Genomic DNA, 20463 nt, shown 5'->3' with positions numbered 1-20463 from the left:
AAAGGATTATAAGGAGTCATATATGAAAACCAAAGAGGCAATACGAAAATTATTAAGTATTAATGGAAGTAGTCTGGAAATAGAAGATATTGTAAATATGGCTCGTAAACTGGATGACCGGAAAACGGTACTGTCCAAGGATTCCGTAATACGCATGGAATGTTCCGATAATTTTAAAAATAGAATGATCGATACTAAACAACCGATTTATGGCGTAACTACCGGTTTTGGTGACAGTTCCAGATACCAAATTTCGCCTGAAAAAACGGCTGATTTGCAATTAAACATGGTCAAATACCACCTAAATGGAACTGGGCCCACTGCTTCTGATGATGTCATCCGAGCGACGATGCTAATCCGAGCAAACTGTTTAGCAAAGGGAAATTCGGGGATTCGTCCTGTTGTAGTTCATCAGTTGTTGGAGTACTTAAATAAAGATATCATTCCTGTAATTCCCGAAAGGGGGTCGGTGGGAGCGAGTGGGGACTTAATCCCCTTGAGTTATCTAGCTTCGGCAATCATTGGGGAGGGACAGGTCAAGTGTAAAGGGCAGATAAGAGATATTAAAGAAGTATTAGATGAAAATTCCGTAAATCCGATTGTATTGGAAGCAAAAGAGGGTTTGTCGTTAATCAACGGTACTTCTTTTATGACAGCTTTCGCTGTTTTAGCTGTTTGGGACGCCAAAGAATTGGCTTTTGTTGCTGACCTTTGTACGGCGATGGCAACGGAAGCGCTAATGGGAGATCGGGGTCATTTCCATCCCTTCATCCACCAAGTGAAACCACATGAAGGTCAATTGGAAAGTGCTAGATTAATTTATGAAATGTTATCGGAATCCCGCTTGGCCCGAGATAAAATATTAAGCCTGAATAACGAATTCGAAGAGAAAGGGTATCAAGAATGGGATCGTCCGATCCAAGACAGGTATTCTATCCGTTGTGCCCCTCATGTCACCGGGGTGTTAAGAGATACCATCCGTTGGGTGAAGCAGTGGGTGGAAGTGGAATGTAACTCTAGTAATGACAACCCTCTTTTTGATGTCAACAGTCGTCATGTATACAATGGTGGAAATTTTTATGGCGGCCATATCGTACAGGCGATGGATTCACTGAAGGTGGCCGTATCCAATATTGCGGATTTGTTAGATAGACAATTGGAGTTGGTGGTGGACGAAAAATTTAATAACAATCTGACCCCTAACTTGATTCCCAGGTTTGATCCAGAAGATTATGAATCGGGACTTAATCATGGTTTCAAGGGAATGCAGTTGGCCAGCTCAGCCATCACTGCTGAAGCATTGAAAATGTCGGGTCCTGTCAGTGTATTTTCCCGGTCGACTGAGGCTCACAATCAGGATAAGGTGAGCATGGGTACAATCGCTGCAAGAGATGCACGAACCATTATAGAGTTAGTACGGGAAGTATCCGCCATTCATTTACTCGTATTGTGCCAAGCGCTAGAATTAAGAGGGGTCGAATATATGGGAGATAAGACTCAGGCGGCTTTCTACCTTGTCCGCGAGCAAGTGCCATTTGTAGACCGAGATCGACGGATGGATCAGGACATCCAACGCGTGGTGGAATTGATCAAGACGGGAAGGCTTCGAAACGTGGTCGGAAATGTATGAGGAAGAAGAAGTGATATCTGACAATCGAGAAGCGTGAAGATAGAAAGGGGCGGTGTTAGAAAAGAGAGGCAGGATGATATAGTCTGACAGCATGGTAGGACATCTTAGACAAGGCTGCCTCTTTGGGTGGTCTTGTTTGTTTTCTTAATTTGAATCGGGAGGATGATCATGACCAGCCAGAAGCCCGCACTTGTCGACCTCTCCCCGTATACCATCTTTGATGAGCACCTGCGAGAAGTGCCGACGGATCTGACGGTGTTCGCAGGCGCGATCCGTCAGGCGGAGAAGCAGCTGAAACAGGCGGTAAGCGATGGGGACGATGCAGCTATCCTTCGTCTTCACGGGTACATAGGAGATGCCTGCCGGGTGGCGGGACGGTTGGATGAAGCGGTGGAATACTTGGGTGAAGCGATTCGGCTATCGCGCCGAACGGGAAACAAGCGAGCGGAAGCAGCCAACCGAATCCGATTAGCCGAAGCGAAAAAATACCAGGGAGAGGGAAAGGTCGCAGAACGGATGTTACAGGAAGTGGCGGGGGAGACCCGGGTTGGTAAAGGGGCAGACCTTCATCACTTCGCTTTGCAGCATTGGGGGAAGTGTTTGTTGGATCAGGGGAAACCCGCAGAAGCCATTTCGGTTTTGGAAAAGGCGTTGGCCCTCAGGGAAGCGTTGGGGAATGAAGGTTGGCTCCGTTCCACCCGAATGGCCTTGGAGCGGGCGAAAAAGAAATCTTGTCGTTAAAAAGCGAGGCCAGAGGGAGCAATGGGCTTCTTACATCGGCTCCCGCTTTTTCAGGAAGCGGTAGACCCCGTAGACGATCAAGGCGCCTCCGACCCATTGCCATAAGGTGGGCACTTCGGCGAAGAAGATGGCTGCCAGAATGCTGGCTCCAACGGGTTCTCCCAAAATACTGACCGATACGGTGGTGGCGGGTACCCAGCGAATCGACCAATTGAGGATGCTGTGTCCCAATAAGGTGGGAAAGAGGGCCAGAGCCAAAAACAACAGCCAATCCGTGGCGGGATAGGGGGCCAAAGGCTGATCCATTGCGACGGCTGCCAGAGCCAGCAGCATTCCAGCGGTACCGTATACCACATAGGTGTAGGTCATGAGGGAGAGCGATTGGCGCAAATATTGTCCCGTCAACCAATATCCGGTTACCATGGCGGCTCCCATGAGGGCGAGGAAATCGCCGAACAAGGCCGTGCCGCCGATGGCTAAATCCCCCCATCCGAGTACCATCCCTCCGAACACGGCAATGGCCGCCCCCACTAATGCGGCGGGGCGGGTCCGTTCCCCGAAAAAGATCCAGGCGCCGGCGAAAGCGAATAGGGGCTGCAGTGTGACCAGGACGACGGAACTAGCGATGCTGGTATAGGAGAGTGAGGCGAACCAGAGCCCGAAATGAAGGGCTAAAAATACACCGGATAACAGGGTTAGCCCCCACTGGCGCCCCGTGAGTCGGAAGATCTCCCTGCGGTGTTTCCACCACCACCAGGGGGTTAACAGGGCGAATGCAAACAGCATTCGGTAAGCGGCCACGACGGTCGAGGGAGCCGAGGAAGCACGGACAAAGATGGCGGCAAAGGAGAGAAAAACGACTCCCACCAACAGGGCGGCATAAGGATTGATCGGCGGTCGCGAATTCACGGGAAAGCTCCTTTCCGAGTAAGAGGGAAGATGGTGGAGTCGGAATCTGTATCGGGAAAAGGGAATGACTTCGGCATCCCGTCTGCTTGATTCACGTTAACAACAGCACCCCATTCCATGAGGTGCTGTTGGTTGTTCATTGGCTTTTATTTATGACTCTTCATCAGGGTTTTCAGCCGTTTGCTCTTGCTCCCTCCATTTCTGAAGCAACTGTTCCAACTGCTTCAGTGCCCGTCCGGCTTCTTCATAATTTCCATTCTGGTTCGCTTTCTGGTACGAGTGAAAGGTGTCCTCAATCTGCTTGAGCAACTGGTCGGCGGAGGTGGTTTCAGGAGCTTTTTCCTCTCCTTGCGGTTCTTCTTCCGCTTTTTCCGGCGGGACACCTTCTCCGATCAATTCCATCAACCGTTGAATGGAACGCTCCAGTGTCGGTTCCATCACAATATAATCTTGATAGGCGACGATTACTTGTTTAACCTCGGGCAGTGATGTTTCGTTATTGGATTCAATGTACAGCGGCTCCACGTACATCACGGTATCCTCAATCGGTACGACGAGTAAATTTCCGCGAATGACACGGGAACCACCCTGTGACCAGAGGTTGAGCTGTTGTGAAATGGAAGCGTTTTGGTTAATACGGTTTTCAATTTGCTGGGGACCGTAAATGTTCTTCTGTTTGGTAAATTGATAGACCAATGTTTCTCCGTAATGCTCTCCGTCATTACGGACAGCCATCCAAGCAATCATGTTTTGTTTCGTATTCGGCGTGAAGGGGAGCATCAGAATAAACTCTTCCTGGTCGGAGTCGTCCAGTTTCATCGTTACATAATAGGGCTCCATCCTGACATCGTCGTTGAAATACTTTTCCGTCGGGACTTGCCACACGTCTTCCCGGTTGTAGAACAGTTCCAAATTCGTCATATGATACGTGCGGTACATGTCTGCCTGAACTTTGAACAAATCGATCGGGTAACGGAAGTGACTGCGAATGTCTTCCGGTATGTCGGTTTCGAACAGACCAGGAAAAATGTTTTGATACGTCTTTGCTATCGGTTCATCCGAGTCTAGCAAATAAAACGTGACCTCACCCGTATACGCGTCTACAGCAATCTTAACCGGATTCTTCATATAGTTTCGCGAATGGCCTCCCGTATCCGAGAACGGGTATCGATGGGTCATTGTAAAGGCATCCAACAGCCAGACAATGCTGCCGTCGTCCCTTACGACAGGATACGGATCGTCGTCCAATTGCAAAAACGGGGCGATCCGTTTGACGCGATCGACGATATTGCGGGTTTGCAGCAGTTGGCTTTCGCTCGTAATCTGATCGGATACGAGATAGCGGAACGATTTTTCATCAAGGGCAAATAGGAACCGGTTCAAACCGGTCATTGGAATACCGGTGTTCGCCTCAAAATTGTGGGTTTTATTTTCATCGCTGGTGGGATAATCGAACTCATTTACTTTCGAACCTACGATTACCGTGTTGTAATCATTTTCGCCGAAGTAGATTTGCGGTTTTTTGATGTCGACTGGACCTTCCGGGGGCAAATCTTTGACTACGTATTCCGGCAGGCCCTCAGATGTGATTTCGTTTACGTTGCTGATCGACACACCGTAACCATGTGTGTAGCGTAAGTGTTTGTTCACCCATGTCTGTGCCTGGTCGGGCAATCGCTGTTGCGTCAATTCCCGTACGGAAATGAACACCTGTTGGTATTTTCCGTCGATCTCATAGCGATCCACGTCGATATCGTTAAAGGAATAATACGGGCGCAAAGTCTGCAATTGATTGTAAACATCTTTCAGCGGACGGGCATCATTGATACGGATATTATCGATGGTTAACTGGTTGCGTTTCAGCATGTCCTCGGAAAGCGTGTCGTTAATTTCTTTGTTTTGAACGTCCACTTCGTCCAATTCATACGCTTTTCGCGTGTAATCCAAGTTGTGCTGTAAGTATGGTTCTTCTTTGACATATTCGTTGGGCGAGACGATGAAGTTTTGTACAACCACAGAAGCTGCTCCTCCGAGCAGCAGCGTCCCGAAAAAGAGTCCGATCCCGATGCTGAAGAAGCGGAAGCGCTGCCGCACAATGGCGAGGATGAACAGTACGGTTGCGAGCAAAGATACACCTGCCATCGTGTAATCCAACGGAATGTTAATCCAATGGTCGGTATAGCTGACCCCGAATACGACGGAATCTTGGAACAGGTTGACGCTGTTGGTCAACGCTTTTTCGTAGGGGGCCAGCAGGAATTGGACCGTGATCAGCAGTCCGAACAGAATGACACTGATTAAAAAATGGCGCTGCGCACGAATGGAGTGTTTGATCAAACCGCGCAGGGAATACAGGATGAGCTTCACGAAAGCGGCTGCACCGACGATAAACAGAAGGATGGACAGGGCGAAATTCCACAGTGGGAGCGTATAGACGAAGAAAGAGACGTCATGTCCGAAATAGGGGTCGGCAACACCGAAAGAGGACTGGCTTAAATAGGCCAGCCACGGTTCCCACCCCAAGCCTTGCACGAGCAAACTTCCCAACAAACCGCAAAAGGCGGATAGGATCGTATTTAGCCAAATGAAGGATTTGCGTTTCTGAACAAGGGAGATCCATGTCTCATTGGGAAATTCGCGCAGAAAAATGGAGCGAATGTTAGAAAAAAGGATGAACGTACTGGTGAAAAACAAGAAAAATCCAATCAGACCCAGGGTTATTTTCGCCATAAAGATCGTGGTAAACACCGAACGGAAACCCAGACTTTCCATCCAAATGTAATCGGCGAACCGGTTGACAACGACGTTGGAGATGATGAGGAAAAGAAGGAGACCGCCGAGCCACTTCCCCAAGGTGATCAGCTTTTTCGGAGGTTCAAAGTGTAGCGGATTTTCATTGTGAATGACTTTGAATTTCACAGAGTTGCTCCTCTCCTGTTTATAAGATTTGTTCTTTCTAATACTACAGTTGTACTTATAAGAGCAGGCGCAGATGTGAGAAGGGAGGGTGGTGGGATGGCTGCGATCCTTTGCACTCACGGAGCACAAGTCTCGCCTGGGTCACTTCGTTCCCGGTCTCGCTATGCGCTTTTTGCAAGAGATCGAAGACAGCCCACCAGCCCGACCAACCCACGCTCCTATACACTCTTCGTACAAATGCAACTGTAGTACTAACCGACGGATGACGTCTGGAAAGGTTAAAAGATTCCAGCACATCCATCGTAATTGAACGAAAAACGAAAATGGGATTGCCATCGTTACAAAAAAGCGTCGATTGCGTACGCGGGAGTCGGTTGTGATCACGGCTAAAGTAGGGGGTGAAGCTGGTTTGGTGGAAGCGTCGGGATGCCTCATGATACAATGAGTTCATGGATGCTTGAAATTCTTCGTCCTGTTTTAGAATAGCACAGGGTGTAAGGGTACGGGCAACATTACTGATGGAAACGGAAATATTCAGATGGAGGTCCTCCATGGACAAATTGGTGTTGATTGACGGGAACAGTATCGCTTTTCGCGCGTTTTACGCGCTGCCGCTGCTGACCAATTCCAGCGGAACCTACACCAACGCCGCTTATGGCTTCACCATGATGCTGATGAAGGTGTTGGAAGAAGAAAAACCGAGCCGGGTGCTGGTGGCATTTGATGCGGGTAGAACGACGTTTCGTCATGATCAGTATAAGGCATATAAAGGAACACGGGATAAGACTCCGGGGGAACTGTCCGAACAGCTGCCCTTGATCAAAGAAGTACTGGATGCGTTTGGAGTTCGTCACTTCGAGCTGGAGCAGTATGAAGCGGATGACATTATCGGCACCCTGGCCAAGCTCGGGGATCGCAACGGAATCCCTGTGACGATTGTCACAGGGGATAAGGATTTATTGCAGTTGGTGACCGATTATGTCACGCTCCTGATGACCCGCAAAGGAGTAACCGATGCAGAGCGTTTTGACCGGCAGGCGATTGGGGACAAGTACGGTTTGCGGCCCGACCAGATCGTCGATCTGAAAGGGCTGATGGGGGACAGTTCGGATAACATTCCCGGTATCCCCGGTGTGGGGGAGAAAACCGCTCTCAAGCTGCTGCACCAGTTTGAAACGGTGGAAGGGGTATTGGATCATATCCCCGACCTCCCCGGAAAGAAATTGAAGGAACGGGTGGAGGAACATCAGGAACAAGCGCGATTAAGCAAAGAATTGGCCACCATTTACTGTGAGGTCCCATTGGACTTCTCCTTGGAGGATCTGATCTATGAGGGCTATGATCCGGTACAGGTGGCGCCGGTTTTTAAACAGCTGGAGTTTAAAACCTTGTTGGAACGAATCCAAAAGGATGTACCGCAGGAGAAGGTGGAAGTAAAAACGATCTCCTCTCCGACCGTAACCGGTGACAACACTTCGGAATGGGAGTCGTTGTTTGAGGAAGAGGAGCTCTCCCTGTTTGTGGAAAAGACGGCACCCAACTATCACCGTGCCGATGTGTTGGGAGTCGCTCTTTCCGATGGCAAGCGGCAAGTGTATATTCCGTTAGCGGTCGCCAGAGATTGGCGTGCTTTCAAGGATTGGCTGGCGGATCCGGAAAAGAAAAAAATCGCCTATGATGCCAAAGGAACGAGCATCGCCCTCTCCCGACATGGATTGGATTCGGCGTGCTACGGTTTTGATGTGTTGTTGGCCTCCTACCTGATCAATGCTTCCGAGTCGGGACACGAACTGAGCGACATCGTGGAACGAAAGCTGGACGGCTTCCTTCCGGACGATGATTCCGTCTATGGGAAAGGGGCCAAACGGAAGCAGTTGGAAGGAGAAGAGCTGGCGGCTCATCTGGCCCGTAAGGCAAACGCATTGGTGGCGTTAAAGCCGGTATTGGCCGATGAGCTGGAGTCGTACCAACTGGACGCGTTGTTTTACGAGCTGGAAATGCCTGTGACCCGCGTATTGGCCGAGATGGAATGGCATGGGGTGAAAGTGGATGAAGAACGGTTGCGGGCGTTGGGGGATGAGTTGCAAGAACGGTTGGACGAACTGACTGAGACGATCCATGATCTGGCGGGCACCCCGTTTAACATCAACTCGCCCAAGCAGCTGGGTGAGATTTTGTATGACAAACTGGGATTGCCGGTCTTAAAGAAAACAAAGACCGGATATTCCACCAGTGCGGATGTACTGGAAAAATTGGCACCCCAGCATGAGATCGTGGAACAAATTCTGCACTATCGGCAAGTGGGCAAGCTGATTTCCACCTATGTGGAGGGATTGCTGAAGGAGATGACAGAGACGGGCAAGATTCACACCCGTTTCCAGCAGGCGATCACGGCGACGGGACGGCTCTCCAGTACGGATCCCAATCTGCAGAACATTCCGGTTCGGCTGGAAGAGGGGCGTCGGATTCGCCAGGTATTCGTCCCGTCCGAAGCAGACTGGGTAATCGTCTCCGCGGATTATTCGCAAATCGAGTTGCGGGTATTGGCTCATTTATCACAGGACGAAGGGCTGATGGAAGCCTTTCGTACCGATATGGATGTCCATACGAAAACGGCGATGGACGTATTCGGAGTGAAAGAATCCGATGTTACTTCGTTGATGCGGCGCCATGCCAAGGCGGTCAACTTCGGCATTGTCTATGGCATCAGTGATTACGGGTTGTCCCAGAACCTCAACATCTCCCGCAAAGAGGCAGCGGCGTTTATCCAACGGTATTTTGACAGCTACCCCGGTGTCAAACGATATATGGATGAAATTGTGCAGCAAGCGAAAAAGGAAGGGTATGTGTCCACCATGTTAAACCGTCGCCGCTACCTTCCGGATATCAATTCCCGTCACTTTAACCGTCGCAGCTTTGCCGAACGGACGGCGATGAACACGCCGATTCAGGGATCAGCGGCGGATATCATCAAACAGGCCATGGTCCACATGCAACAAGCCCTGAAAGAGGATGGATTAGATTCCCGCCTGTTGCTTCAGGTTCACGATGAACTGATCTTTGAAGCACCCCGGGACGAGGTGGATGCCTTGTCGGCGCGGGTGGTGGACGTGATGGAAGGGGCCGTGGAATTGTCCGTCCCTTTGAAGGTGGACGTCAACGTCGGGAAAACGTGGTACGAAGCAAAATAGACGAAAGGGAGAACGATCATTGCCAGAGTTGCCAGAGGTGGAAACGGTCAAGCGAACGTTGGAAACATTAATTGTGGGGAAGACGATTGAAAAGGTAACCGTCGATCTGCCGCGAATCATCCAGGAACCGCCGGACCCGGCACTGTTTGAGGCACTGTTGGCCGGCCGGACAGTGACAGGGGTGGGGCGCCGCGGAAAGTTCTTGCGGATTTTTGTGGATCCATGGATCATCGTCTCCCATATGCGGATGGAAGGTCGGTATTCCGTGGTCCGCCGCCAGGAACCGGTGGCAAAACATACCCATGTCCGGTTTCATTTTACAGATGGGTCCGAGTTGCGCTATAACGATGTCCGTCAATTTGGCACGATGCATTTATACCGGCAGGGGGAGGATTTGGAGCGTCCGCCATTGAACAAGTTGGGACCCGAACCATTGTCGGACACCTTTACACTGGATGTGTTCCGGCAGCGGCTTTCCAACCGCAAAACCACGATCAAGGCGCTGCTGTTGAACCAGGCGGTGGTGAGTGGCCTGGGCAATATTTATGTAGACGAGGCCTTGTTTGAAGCGGGAATCCATCCGGAACGCGCCGTCCCGGAAGTGACTGAGGAAGAGTTAAAACGGCTTCATGCCGCCATCCGTTCCACGTTAATCAAGGCGGTGGAGGCCGGAGGTTCTTCTGTCCGTTCTTATGTGAACGGCAAGGGAGAGATGGGGATGTTTCAGCTTCAGATCCAGGTATATGGCCGCAAAGGGGAACCCTGTCTTCACTGCGGAGAGCCGATCGCAAAAACGTTGGTGGCCGGGCGGGGCACCCACCTATGCCCGCGCTGCCAGCGTTGACCCGCACTCGATTAGGGCCTGTCTGGTAATTCAATTTTTCACAAGAACAAGAGAGGGTTGGTGTGGCTTTTGGTTCGCCTTTGCACTCACAGAGCACAAGTCTCGCCAGGGTCACTGTTGTTCCCTGGTCTCGCTATGCGCTTTTTGCAACGAAACGAAGACAGCCCGCCAGCCCGCGCTCACATACACTCTTCGTACAAGTGCAACTGTAGTGCTAAGTGTGAAGGGGGAAGAAACATAGAATAAGTTCCTTGATGCGGCCCTCGCGCAAGATTTACACATTCGATTCCGTTCCTTCATAAGATGGGATATCGCTGATTTCTCCGTCTGGAAGGAGCGAAAACGCCGATGTGGACCGGGATCTCTCTTCTGATATTGGCCGTCGCCGTCAGTTTGGATAGTTTTGGGGCGGGGGTCACATATGGCTTACGTCAAATCCGAATTCCCATTCTTTCAATTCTGATCATCAGTCTCTGCTCCGCATGTATGGTTATCTTGGCTATGTTGGGGGGGCAATGGCTGTCCCAGTGGCTCCCTCCATGGGCGGCAGATAGCCTGGGGGCTGTCATTATGATTGGCATCGGTGTGTTCGCCTTGTGGAATGCCTTTCGCAAAAATACGGAGGCTCCCGTGATGGAGACTCCGGTAAAACCATTACGTCAAGAAAGCGAACAACGCGTATTCACACTAGAGTTTCGCACGTTGGGTTATATGGTGCAGATTTTGCGCACTCCGGCTGCGGCAGATATGGATCGATCCGGTACGATCAGCCCGATGGAAGCGCTGATGTTGGGGTTGGCCTTGTCCCTGGATGCGTTTGGAGCAGGGTTTGGGGCCGCCTTGCTGGGCTTTTCTCCTTGGATTACAGCGTTGATGGTTGCCGGTATGAGTGGTGTATTTCTCGTAGCAGGCATGCGGGCGGGGTTTCGACTGGTTCAATGGAAGGGAATACGAGCGGCCGTTTATTTGCCTGGTGTGTTGTTGATCGGAATCGGAGTCAGCCGATTCTTCTGGTAACCGATAAGCAAAGGAGGTCCAGCTGTGAAAGTGGGCTTAACCGGGGGGATCGCCACCGGCAAGAGTACAGTCTCCCGCATGTTAAGTGAGCGGGGAGCGGCGATTGTCGATGCGGATGTGGTGGCGAGAGAAGTGGTGGAGCCGGGGACGGAAGGCGCATCCCTTATACGGGAGCGTTTCGGGGAAGGCGTCTTTCTGCCCGATGGCAGTCTGGATCGCCAGTCGCTGGGCCGGATCATCTTTGCCGACAAACAGGCCCGCGAAGATTTGAACCGGCTGCTTCACCCCTTGATCATCCGTCGGATGGAAGAGGAGACCGCTCGTCGACAGGCGGCGGATCCTCACTGTATTGTGGTGTGGGACACGCCTTTGTTAATCGAAGAAAGTTTGACGGATCGGGTCGATTGGGTGGTTGTCGTATACATACCGATCGCTCTGCAGCAGAAGCGGTTAATGGAGCGGGATGGAATCCGTGCGGAGGAAGCCCGCTCCCGAATGAAAGCCCAGATGTCTATCGAGGAGAAAAAATCCTTCGCCGACATCCTGATTGACAATTCCGGAACGTTGGCGGAGACGGAAAGACAGGTGGATGCGCTATGGCAAACCCTGGTCTCGAAAAATGGATCCGCCCAGCCATAGACGCCCTTCCTTCCAAGCGTAAGCTATTGTTGGGCTTCCTGTTGCTGTTGGGGTTTTTAGTGGTGGCCACTCCACTGTTCAACAAGTGGATGTACCCGTTGGATTACGAAGAGCAAATTTTATACAGCTCCAACGCCACAGGGGCGGATCCTTTTCTGGTGATGGCGATCATTCGAGTGGAAAGTAAATTTAACCCGGAAGTAGAATCGCATGCCGGCGCCCAAGGTCTGATGCAGTTAACGCCCAACACGGTGGATTGGGTGGTGGAACGTGGGCGCTTTTCCCCGGCGTTCAAGGAATCGGTCCATGATCCCGCCATCAACATCCATATGGGAAGCTGGTACATCGCCGGGTTGATCCGAGAGTTTCATGGAAACGAAATTGCTGCGATCGCTGCCTATAATGCGGGTCCGGGAAATGTGAGGAAATGGATGGACGAAGGGCGTTGGGACGGGACCAAGCAAAATATCACCCAAATCCCCTTTGGAGAAACACGCCACTATATCCAGCGTGTCACTTTTTTCCATGAACGGTACAGCCAACTGTACTCCCACCTGACCAACCAACGAAATTCCTATACCCTTCCTCACTAAAGGCCGATATCAATCGGCCTTTTTTGTCCTCTGATCCACCCCATCTGCCCTTTTCCGTTTTCCTCTATTGCAATATGTGACATACTGATTATAATATATAGGGGAACTCGTATATATTATATAGAGGGAAGGGGAACGTTTTATGCCGCTTAGAATGGCGATTAATGGGTTTGGGCGTATTGGACGGATGGTTTTTCGTCAGGCGATTCATGATCCGTCCATCGAAGTGGTGGCTGTCAACGCCAGCTATCCGGCGGAAACATTGGCCCATCTGGCCAAATACGATACCATTCACGGCACAGTGGAGGATGAGATCACAGGGGAAACGGACCGGTTGGTGGTGAACGGCCACCCCGTTCGGCTGGTTTCCGACCGGGATCCCGCCCGTCTGCCTTGGGCCGATTTCGATATTGATGTAGTTGTGGAAGCGACCGGTAAATTCCGCACGCGGGAGGGAGCAGGACTCCACCTGCAGGCGGGTGCGAAAAAAGTGGTGATTACGGCACCCGGAAAAGATGAGGATGCGATGATCGTCATGGGGGTCAATGAACAGACCTATGATCCTGCCCGGCATCACATTGTGTCCAATGCCAGTTGTACCACCAATTGTCTGGCGCCGGTGGTCAAAGTGTTGCACGAGCGCTTTGGCATCGAACAGGGGCTGATGACTACGGTTCATTCCTACACCAACGACCAAAAAAACCTGGACAATCCTCATAAAGACCTGCGCCGTGCTCGAGCGTGCGGACAATCGATTATCCCCACCAAAACCGGGGCAGCGAAAGCGATCGGCAAAGTCCTGCCGGAACTGGAAGGCAAACTGAACGGAATGGCGCTGCGGGTGCCCACCCCCAATGTATCCGTGGTGGATCTGGTGGTGGATCTGAAGCAGGATGTGACCGCAGAAGAAGTAAATTCAGCATTAAAGAAAGCGTCCATGACCGATTTGAAAGGGATCCTTGACGTGTGTGAGGATCCACTGGTATCCACCGACTTCAACGGAAACCCCCACTCGGCCATTGTGGATGCGCCGACCACCATGGTGATTGGCAAGCGCCAAGTAAAAGTGCTGGCTTGGTATGACAATGAGTGGGGATATTCCTGCCGGGTTGTCGATTTAGTCAAACAGGTGGGTCAACCTTTTTTATCCGTTGACCATCGGCGGGAAGAAGTAATGGTCTGATTCCCACCGCCGATGGTAAGCACGAATCATTCTCCGCATCCGGATGAGGGTGCGGAGAATTTTTGTATGGAAGGATAATTAATTTTATTAATTAATGGTAAAAAAAGAGGTGATTTTGCCCATTCATTAACCACAATGTGAACGGATTTTCCGTTTGGTACATACCAAATTTCCAAGGAAACCCTGTGAAAAACAGGCGAAATACTGACAGTTGGAATGGAGTTGTACAACATTTTTTCGAAAAGTGACCCTAAAGTTTCCCGGTTGTTCGAATGAATGAATGGACAGGTTTTCCTATCCGTATTCGAAAATTGAATAACAGAAGAGGTGGACGCATTGGGAAAACGGTTTGTGTCGATTTTTATGATTGCCGTACTGCTGTTTGCGGGGGCGACACCGGCCTTTGCAGAAGCGGAGGTAAAGCCGGAACTGAAGGTGACTGAAGGAGAAGACAACGGCGCTCATGTGGTCACGGCCACAGTGGCCGGTGCGGAAGAAGTCAAAGGCACTTTTACCTTTACCGGTGTAGGGGAAGAGCAGAGCAACGAGACGGGTGAAGTCAGATATGAAGGGCTGGAAAGCGGCTCTCATCAAGTGGAAGTTACCTTTGATGGAATCGTTGACGGTGTGGAGCTCACCCTGAACGGCAGCCTCTCCTTTGAGGTGAAAGGGGAAGGGGATGAGAGTGCCAAAGAGGAAGAAAACGGAGACGAAACCTCCGATCATAAAGGTGATAAGGAATCTGAGAACAAGCCGGATGAAGAGAAATCCGAAGATGGGAAGCTGATGGTCTCCCCGTTCTTCTTTATCGGAGAAGAATCAGGAATCGCCCTGAGTGCCGAGTTGTTGGGAGAGGCAAAAGGGAAATGGTCCTTCACCCTGGACGGGAAAAAACCGGAAGAATGGTATGAGGATTACGATGATGAAGAAGGGGTGACCTATGCGGAAGCTTTCTACACGGTAGCGAAGCCAGGCACTCACAAAGCTGTGGTTACCTTTAAAGGAACCGTGGATGGGAAATCGGTTGATCTCAAGGAAGAGCTGGTCGTTGACTTCCCGACGTTTGGATTTGAACTGACTCACGACGGAAAAGCCACTGTCGGCGGCAAATTCACCCAAGCTAAGAAAGCGGAAGGCGATTGGTTTATCGCTCTGGGTGATTTTGAAGACGAGTTCATGTTGGACTTTGCAGAAGCGGAAGGTCACAAAGGACTCAGTTTCTCCCATAACTTCAAGGGTATCAAGCCCGGTACTTACTTCGTGTTTGTCGGGTTCTTCGGAGAAGTGGACGGGTTGGAAGTGGGGGCTTTTGATGAAGCGCTTCTGGTTATTAATAAAGACGGCTCCGGCACCTTGAAGCCCATCGATGACGAAGGTCCAGTCGTCACCGACCCCGATTATGTGGAAGATATCATCGATGAAGCGAAAAAAGGCGGTAAACTCCCCAATACGGCCACCTCTTTACCGCTGATGGCCTTGTTTGGCGGATTGCTGCTGGCGGCAGGCCTGGGCATGCTGACCCTGCGTGGAAAGCGTGCCGCATAAACATCGACAGTAGAAAAAATCCGTTCCGGCTCCGCCGGGGCGGATTTTTTTTGTTTCGAGTGTGGAAGGGAAGGAGAAGGGATATGGTATATTAAGTACACTGGTGTCCCTTTGCGGGGGTAGATCGGGAGGGTTGAACATGCGGTGTCCTTTTTGCCATTCCATGGGCAGCAGCCGGGTGCTGGATTCCCGTCCGGCCCATGAAGGAAAATCGATCCGTCGACGACGGCAATGCGAAGCCTGCGAACGCCGCTTCACCACATTTGAAATGGTGGAGGAGAAGCCTCTTATCGTGATCAAAAAGGATGGCAGCCGTGAGGAATTTAACCGCGACAAACTGCTTCGGGGGCTGATTCGGGCATGTGAAAAGAGGCCGGTTCCCATGGAACGGCTGCAAAGCCTGGTGGATGAGGTGGAACGGAATCTTCGCGAACATAACGAGTCAGAGGTTCCCACCCGTGAGATCGGGGAGATGATTATGGAACGGCTGGTGGAAGTGGACGAAGTGGCCTATGTCCGGTTTGCGTCGGTATATCGGCAGTTTAAAGATATTAATGTATTTGTGAGGGAGTTGGAAGATTTATTAAATCGGTCCCGGTGACAATGGTGAGGGAGCAGGAAGGAGAGAGGAGAACTTGGCAGGCGAAACCGACCCGAAAACAGATTTGTCCACCGGCTTCTCTCCTGTTACAATAGAAGACCCATTAGAGGAGATCGGACCGGGAGGCTTTTTACATGAGCAGCCTATCGTGGAATGAGTGCACACCGCACGACGGCTGGATCGGACACAGTTTGCGACCCATACAACAGGCAGATATGATCGCTCTGGTCCAACTGTACCAGCCGGTGGTGGGGCCCCAAGCGATCAGCTTGTACATTACATTGGCTTATCAGCTGCCCCTTCATCAGGCGGGAACGACTTCGACACAGACCCACCTTGATTTGATGAAGGGGCTTCAGTTGCCATTGGGTGAGTTGCTGTCCGCCCGTTACCGCCTGGAGGGCGTGGGATTGTGGAACACCTATGAGTCCGGGGAAACCGCCCGTCGGATCTTTACCTATGAATTGGTTCCCCCGTTGACACCGGCACGTTTTTTTCAGAGCGATGTCCTAAGCATCACCCTGTTTCACCGAGTGGGAAAAGAGCGGTTCCGCCAGTTGCACCAGCAGTTGACACACCATGTTTCCGTTGGTGAGGGACGGGACTTGACGAAAACGTTCCAACAAGTGTTTGGATCCTTGTCGCCATCGGAGATCGCTTCGGCTGCGGAAGTGGAAGAGACAATCGGTTGGAGCGGGGGCGATGGGGAGCATCCGTTGGAAGAGGGAAAATCCCCTGCCTTTGAACAGGAAGAAGAAGACCTCTCCATGGTGAAAGCCCGCTTGCAGTCTTATGTAGAGTCGGGTGCCTGGACCAGGGAAGTAGAAGAACAGATTCGTGAAATCCGCTTTTTATATCAGCTGGATGATTGGGATTTGATCAAAGCGTTACAAAATCCCTACGTCACTCAAAACGGTCAGATCCATGTGAACCGTTTGCGATCCTTTGTGCGGAGCCAGTACCGAATGCGCTTCGGCCGTGATCCGGTGGTGGTGGATCGGCAACGGTGGGACCGGTCTAACCCGCCTTCACCGGTGCCATCAAAAGAATCTGCGTCATCGGAGATCCCAGAACGACGGGACGAGGAAGAATCGGACGAGGAAAAACACCTTCGTGTGTTGGCAAAGATGTCGCCGGTGGAATTGCTGACCAAGTATCAAAAGGGAAAGCAGATCCCCCGCGCCGACCTGGAATTGGTGGAGGATCTGATCCGGGAGTACGGGTTGCCGTCCGGAGTGGTCAATGTATTGTTGGAGTATGTCCTTTACTCCCAGGATTATAAGCTGCCCCGGCCGTTAGTCGAAAAGATCGCCGGCCACTGGGCCCGAAGTGACATTCGGACGGTGGAAAAAGCACGGGAGATGGTTCGCAAGGAACAGAATCGGGAGTGGAAGAAACGAAAGGGAAAGAGTGGGGCAAGCAACCCAAAAAGCGGGTATCGTCAGGCTCAGCAACGAACGGACCGGGAAGATCGGCTGCCGAAATCCGTGGCGGAAGCGCTGGCACAGGAAGAGAACAAGCCGTCAGTCCGAATTAATCCGGAGACGGAAGCACGGCTGCGTGAAAAACTGAACAAGATGCATCAAAACTTAAGCCGTCGCGTCAAGGAAAAGGGGAGTTCGTGATGAATCGCATCAATCGGGTAGTCGGTCCGCTGAAAAAGCGGTGGTCCATTCAGGAACGAACGGAACAAGAGTGGAGAGAACTGTGGAATCACCGTCATGTCTGTTCATTCCGAAAGGAGCATCCGGAATTGGACGCGGAAGTGGCACGCCGCTCGTGGCTGTCGTTGCGCCAGTTTGCTCAGGAGAGGGATCATTGTGAGGCTTGTCCCGGATTGGATCGATGTCCCAACCTGGTCAAGGGTCATCAACCGGAGCTTCATGTTCACCACGGCTTGCTCGACTTGCGAATGGCTCCCTGCCATCACTGGCTTGCTCGGGAAGAAGCACGGAAGCGTCAGCAACTGATCAAGAGCCACCACATTCCCGTGGACATCATGAATGCCACCTTTGAATCGATGGATTTTGATGAAGATCGGGCTGAAGCGATTGGAGCGGCGATGGATTTTTGCAACCAATTTGCTGAAGGAAAACCGGAGCGGGGTTTGTATCTGTATGGTCCTTTCGGAGTAGGGAAAAGCCGGATCGCGGCTGCAATGGCCCATTATCTGGTGCAATACCGTGTCGACTCGCTGATGGTGTACGTTCCGGAATTTGTACGTGAGGTCAAAGATTCCATCCGAGACGGCATGATTCAGGAAAAGCTGGAGGCCTTAAAGACAGCCACGGTGTTGATCTTGGACGATATCGGCGCGGAAAGCCTTACCCCGTGGACACGGGATGAAATATTGGGAGCGATACTGCAGTATCGGATGGCTGAGAAGCTTCCCATCGTGATGACATCCAACCTGGATCTGGAGGAGTTGGAAGCGCATTTGGCCCATTCGGACAAGGGAGGAACCGAACGAACCAAAGGGAAGCGGATCATGGAACGGATTCGACCGTTTGTGGATGCGTATCGGGTGAAGGGTCCCAATCGCCGTCAGGCATGATTTTATCTCCGGAGAAACTTTTTATTCGATCTTGCACAAGGAGGTGACGCGTGTTATAATGTCTTTTGTCGCTAGGAAAACAACAGCATGGTTCGGTAGCTCAGTCGGTAGAGCAGAGGACTGAAAATCCTCGTGTCGGCGGTTCGATTCCGTCCCGAACCACCATCTTCGCGAGCGGAAGTGGCTCAGTGGTAGAGCACCGCCTTGCCAAGGCGGGGGTCGCGGGTTCGAATCCCGTCTTCCGCTCCATTTTCATATGGTATGCCGGGGTGGCGGAATAGGCAGACGCACGGGACTTAAAATCCCGGGGTGGGTTCCCACCGTGTCGGTTCGAGTCCGACCCTCGGTACCAGCCTAAACCTTTCCTTTGGGGAAGGTTGTTTTTTAATGTGTTCTGTGTTTCCATCGTCCCATAACGCATGCGGAATGTGATAGGATAAGGTTAAATATGCGGAATGAACGAAAAACGGGTGGTGGGTTTCCATCCTTCCGCATGAAGGGGAGGGCGCCGGTCTGGAGATCGGTGTTTTTTCTTCCTTTAAAAACCAAACATATGTTGCTATCTCTGAGAGGAGGAGGAATGCGCTGTGATGGGGAATACGCATTTGTGCCTGGGAGTGGCTGCAGGTGCGGCAGCTGTCGCCATAACCGGGACTGCCGACGATGTGGCGACGGTTAGTGGAATCATGCTGGTTTCTTCTTTGGGGGCCTTATTGCCGGATATTGATGAAGAGGGAAGTATCCTGAACAATCTCATCTTCAAAGCAATTAAGTTTCGATCGTTTGCATTGGCCATGGGCGGAGCCGTGGTGGTACTGCTGTCGTTGTTTAAAAATCTGGAATCATGGATCATCTTGTCCGGGTTATATGCCATTGCCGTCGCCTTTGTCCCGCATCGGAACTTTACCCACTCCCTGTTGTCTTTGGTGATCGTCACTTGGATCACCTATTTGGCTGATCCGGTTTACGCTTGGGCGATGGCCTTAGGCGTGATATCCCATCTGGGGGCGGATGCCTGTACGTATCGGGGAATCCCTTTGTTTTGGCCGGTTAAGAAACGGATCGGGCTGCGTTCCGTCGGGGTTTATGTTCGTTCCGGAGACGCCACGGACCGACTTACCGGCCAAATTGCCATGTATTCGGGATGTTTTTTGTTGCTGGTCCTTCTGTTTCAGGATGTCTCCTATGAGATGTTTATGGCTACCACTCAGGAACGGCTGAATGCGGTCAAGAGCCTGTTTGGTATTTCCGGATAAGGAGCGATTCCATTGCGAATGGTACATAGGCATCGATGGCCGTCTCTGTTTGTGGTATGGATCGGGCTGGTACTGGTGATTACAGGTTGTGCTTCCCTCGATCCTGGAACGGGAGCTGTGACGGACGGCATCGACCGTCCACCAGAGGAGGAACTGATCAAAGCGAAAGTGGTTCGGGTGATCGATGGAGACACCATTGTGGCACGGGTAAAAGAAAAGGAGGAACGGATTCGTTTTATCGGGGTGGATACGCCGGAGACGGTTCACCCTGAAAAAGGGGAAGAACCCTTTGGGAAAGAAGCGTCTGATTTTACTAAAACCCATTTGCCGGCAGGAGGAACCATTTTTCTGGAAATGGATGCGGAAGAGCGGGATCATTATGGCCGCCTTTTGGCCTATATCTGGGTGGAGGAAGAGTTGTTTAACGCTTCGTTGTTACAGGAAGGATTGGCAACTACATTGACGATTCCACCCAATGTGAAGTATCGAGATGAGTTTAGGGCTTTAGAACAGGAATCACGGGAAAAAGAAGTCGGCTTGTGGGGAGAAGAGGAAGCATCCGGGGGGCAGGGGAGCGGCAACGATCCGGCGGTGACGGGCACGGGCGGCTGTGAAGGCCAAATTAAGGGCAATGTGAACCGCAAAGGGGAGAAGATCTATCATGTCCCTGGAGGCCCCAACTACGAACAAGTGAAGGAAGAGGAGTGGTTTTGCACGGAAGAAGAGGCGAAATCCGCTGGCTATCGGTCTCCCCGCGGCCAGTAGCCCAAAAAACCAATCGATTCAACCCTCCCGCGACTGGGGGGTTTTTCTTTTCCCATGTCAGACGGGTACTGATGTT

Annotated in this window: 16 protein-coding genes and 3 tRNA genes; 17 read left to right on the top strand and 2 right to left on the bottom strand. The window is 51.5% G+C overall.

Annotated elements, in window-relative coordinates:
- Positions 1–22: 22 nt before the first annotated feature.
- Positions 23–1630, top strand: a complete 1608-nt coding sequence (locus JOE21_RS12455) for an HAL/PAL/TAL family ammonia-lyase (protein WP_309866661.1) — start codon at positions 23–25, stop codon at positions 1628–1630.
- A gap of 168 nt (positions 1631–1798) precedes the next feature.
- Positions 1799–2371, top strand: coding sequence for a tetratricopeptide repeat protein (locus JOE21_RS12450; protein ID WP_309866658.1), 573 nt, complete (start codon positions 1799–1801; stop codon positions 2369–2371).
- A 30-nt stretch (positions 2372–2401) separates the two neighbouring features.
- On the opposite strand, the gene JOE21_RS12445 is transcribed toward JOE21_RS12450, so the two are convergent.
- Both JOE21_RS12445 and JOE21_RS12440 read right to left on the bottom strand, forming a co-directional pair.
- Positions 2402–3280, bottom strand: a complete 879-nt coding sequence (locus JOE21_RS12445) for a DMT family transporter (RefSeq protein ID WP_309866655.1) — start codon at positions 3278–3280, stop codon at positions 2402–2404.
- 150 nt (positions 3281–3430) lie between these two features.
- Positions 3431–6199: a UPF0182 family membrane protein gene (locus tag JOE21_RS12440; RefSeq protein WP_309866652.1), complete on the bottom strand. Its 2769-nt coding sequence runs from the start codon at positions 6197–6199 to the stop codon at positions 3431–3433.
- 551 nt (positions 6200–6750) lie between these two features.
- Here JOE21_RS12440 and polA point away from each other — a divergent pair.
- From polA to JOE21_RS12365, 15 genes are all read left to right on the top strand, one after another.
- Positions 6751–9390, top strand: coding sequence for a DNA polymerase I (gene polA, locus JOE21_RS12435; RefSeq protein ID WP_309866650.1), 2640 nt, complete (start codon positions 6751–6753; stop codon positions 9388–9390).
- Positions 9391–9409: 19 nt separating this feature from the next.
- Positions 9410–10234, top strand: coding sequence for a DNA-formamidopyrimidine glycosylase (gene mutM / locus JOE21_RS12430; RefSeq protein ID WP_309866647.1), 825 nt, complete (start codon positions 9410–9412; stop codon positions 10232–10234).
- A gap of 348 nt (positions 10235–10582) precedes the next feature.
- Positions 10583–11251: a sporulation membrane protein YtaF gene (gene ytaF / locus JOE21_RS12425; RefSeq protein ID WP_309866644.1), complete on the top strand. Its 669-nt coding sequence runs from the start codon at positions 10583–10585 to the stop codon at positions 11249–11251.
- Between the two features lie 24 nt (positions 11252–11275).
- Positions 11276–11890, top strand: a complete 615-nt coding sequence (gene coaE / locus JOE21_RS12420; RefSeq protein WP_309866642.1) for a dephospho-CoA kinase — start codon at positions 11276–11278, stop codon at positions 11888–11890.
- A complete protein-coding gene (locus JOE21_RS12415; RefSeq protein ID WP_309866640.1) occupies positions 11848–12483 on the top strand; it encodes a lytic transglycosylase domain-containing protein in 636 nt (211 codons plus the stop codon). Before coaE ends, JOE21_RS12415 begins: the two co-directional genes overlap by 43 nt.
- 142 nt (positions 12484–12625) lie before the next feature.
- Complete coding sequence (locus JOE21_RS12410; protein WP_309866637.1) at positions 12626–13666, top strand: glyceraldehyde-3-phosphate dehydrogenase; 1041 nt, start codon at positions 12626–12628, stop codon at positions 13664–13666.
- Between the two features lie 336 nt (positions 13667–14002).
- The gene (locus JOE21_RS12405; RefSeq protein ID WP_309866635.1) at positions 14003–15211 is read left to right on the top strand and encodes a hypothetical protein; all 1209 of its coding nucleotides are present in this window, start codon (positions 14003–14005) and stop codon (positions 15209–15211) included.
- A 139-nt stretch (positions 15212–15350) separates the two neighbouring features.
- On the top strand, positions 15351–15812 hold the full coding sequence (nrdR, locus tag JOE21_RS12400) for a transcriptional regulator NrdR (RefSeq protein WP_309866632.1): 462 nt from the start codon (positions 15351–15353) through the stop codon (positions 15810–15812).
- Positions 15813–15946: 134 nt separating this feature from the next.
- Positions 15947–17437 carry a replication initiation and membrane attachment family protein gene (locus JOE21_RS12395; protein ID WP_309866630.1) on the top strand — a complete coding sequence of 497 codons (1491 nt, stop codon included), beginning with the start codon at positions 15947–15949 and terminating at the stop codon, positions 17435–17437.
- Positions 17437–18366, top strand: coding sequence for a primosomal protein DnaI (gene dnaI, locus JOE21_RS12390; RefSeq protein ID WP_309866628.1), 930 nt, complete (start codon positions 17437–17439; stop codon positions 18364–18366). Before JOE21_RS12395 ends, dnaI begins: the two co-directional genes overlap by 1 nt.
- 89 nt (positions 18367–18455) lie before the next feature.
- Positions 18456–18531, top strand: a tRNA-Phe gene (locus tag JOE21_RS12385).
- A 9-nt stretch (positions 18532–18540) separates the two neighbouring features.
- Positions 18541–18615 (top strand) — tRNA-Gly (locus tag JOE21_RS12380).
- Positions 18616–18629: 14 nt separating this feature from the next.
- Positions 18630–18718 (top strand) — tRNA-Leu (locus tag JOE21_RS12375).
- A 238-nt stretch (positions 18719–18956) separates the two neighbouring features.
- Positions 18957–19622 carry a metal-dependent hydrolase gene (locus tag JOE21_RS12370; protein ID WP_309866626.1) on the top strand — a complete coding sequence of 222 codons (666 nt, stop codon included), beginning with the start codon at positions 18957–18959 and terminating at the stop codon, positions 19620–19622.
- Between the two features lie 18 nt (positions 19623–19640).
- Positions 19641–20387, top strand: coding sequence for a thermonuclease family protein (locus JOE21_RS12365; protein ID WP_309866907.1), 747 nt, complete (start codon positions 19641–19643; stop codon positions 20385–20387).
- Positions 20388–20463 lie beyond the last annotated feature (76 nt).

The organism is Desmospora profundinema, assembly GCF_031454155.1.
Classification (GTDB): Bacteria; Bacillota; Bacilli; order Thermoactinomycetales; family DSM-45169; genus Desmospora; species Desmospora profundinema.
The sequence above is the reverse complement of the archived record's forward strand: the minus strand, read 5'-3'. Positions and strand labels throughout refer to the sequence as shown.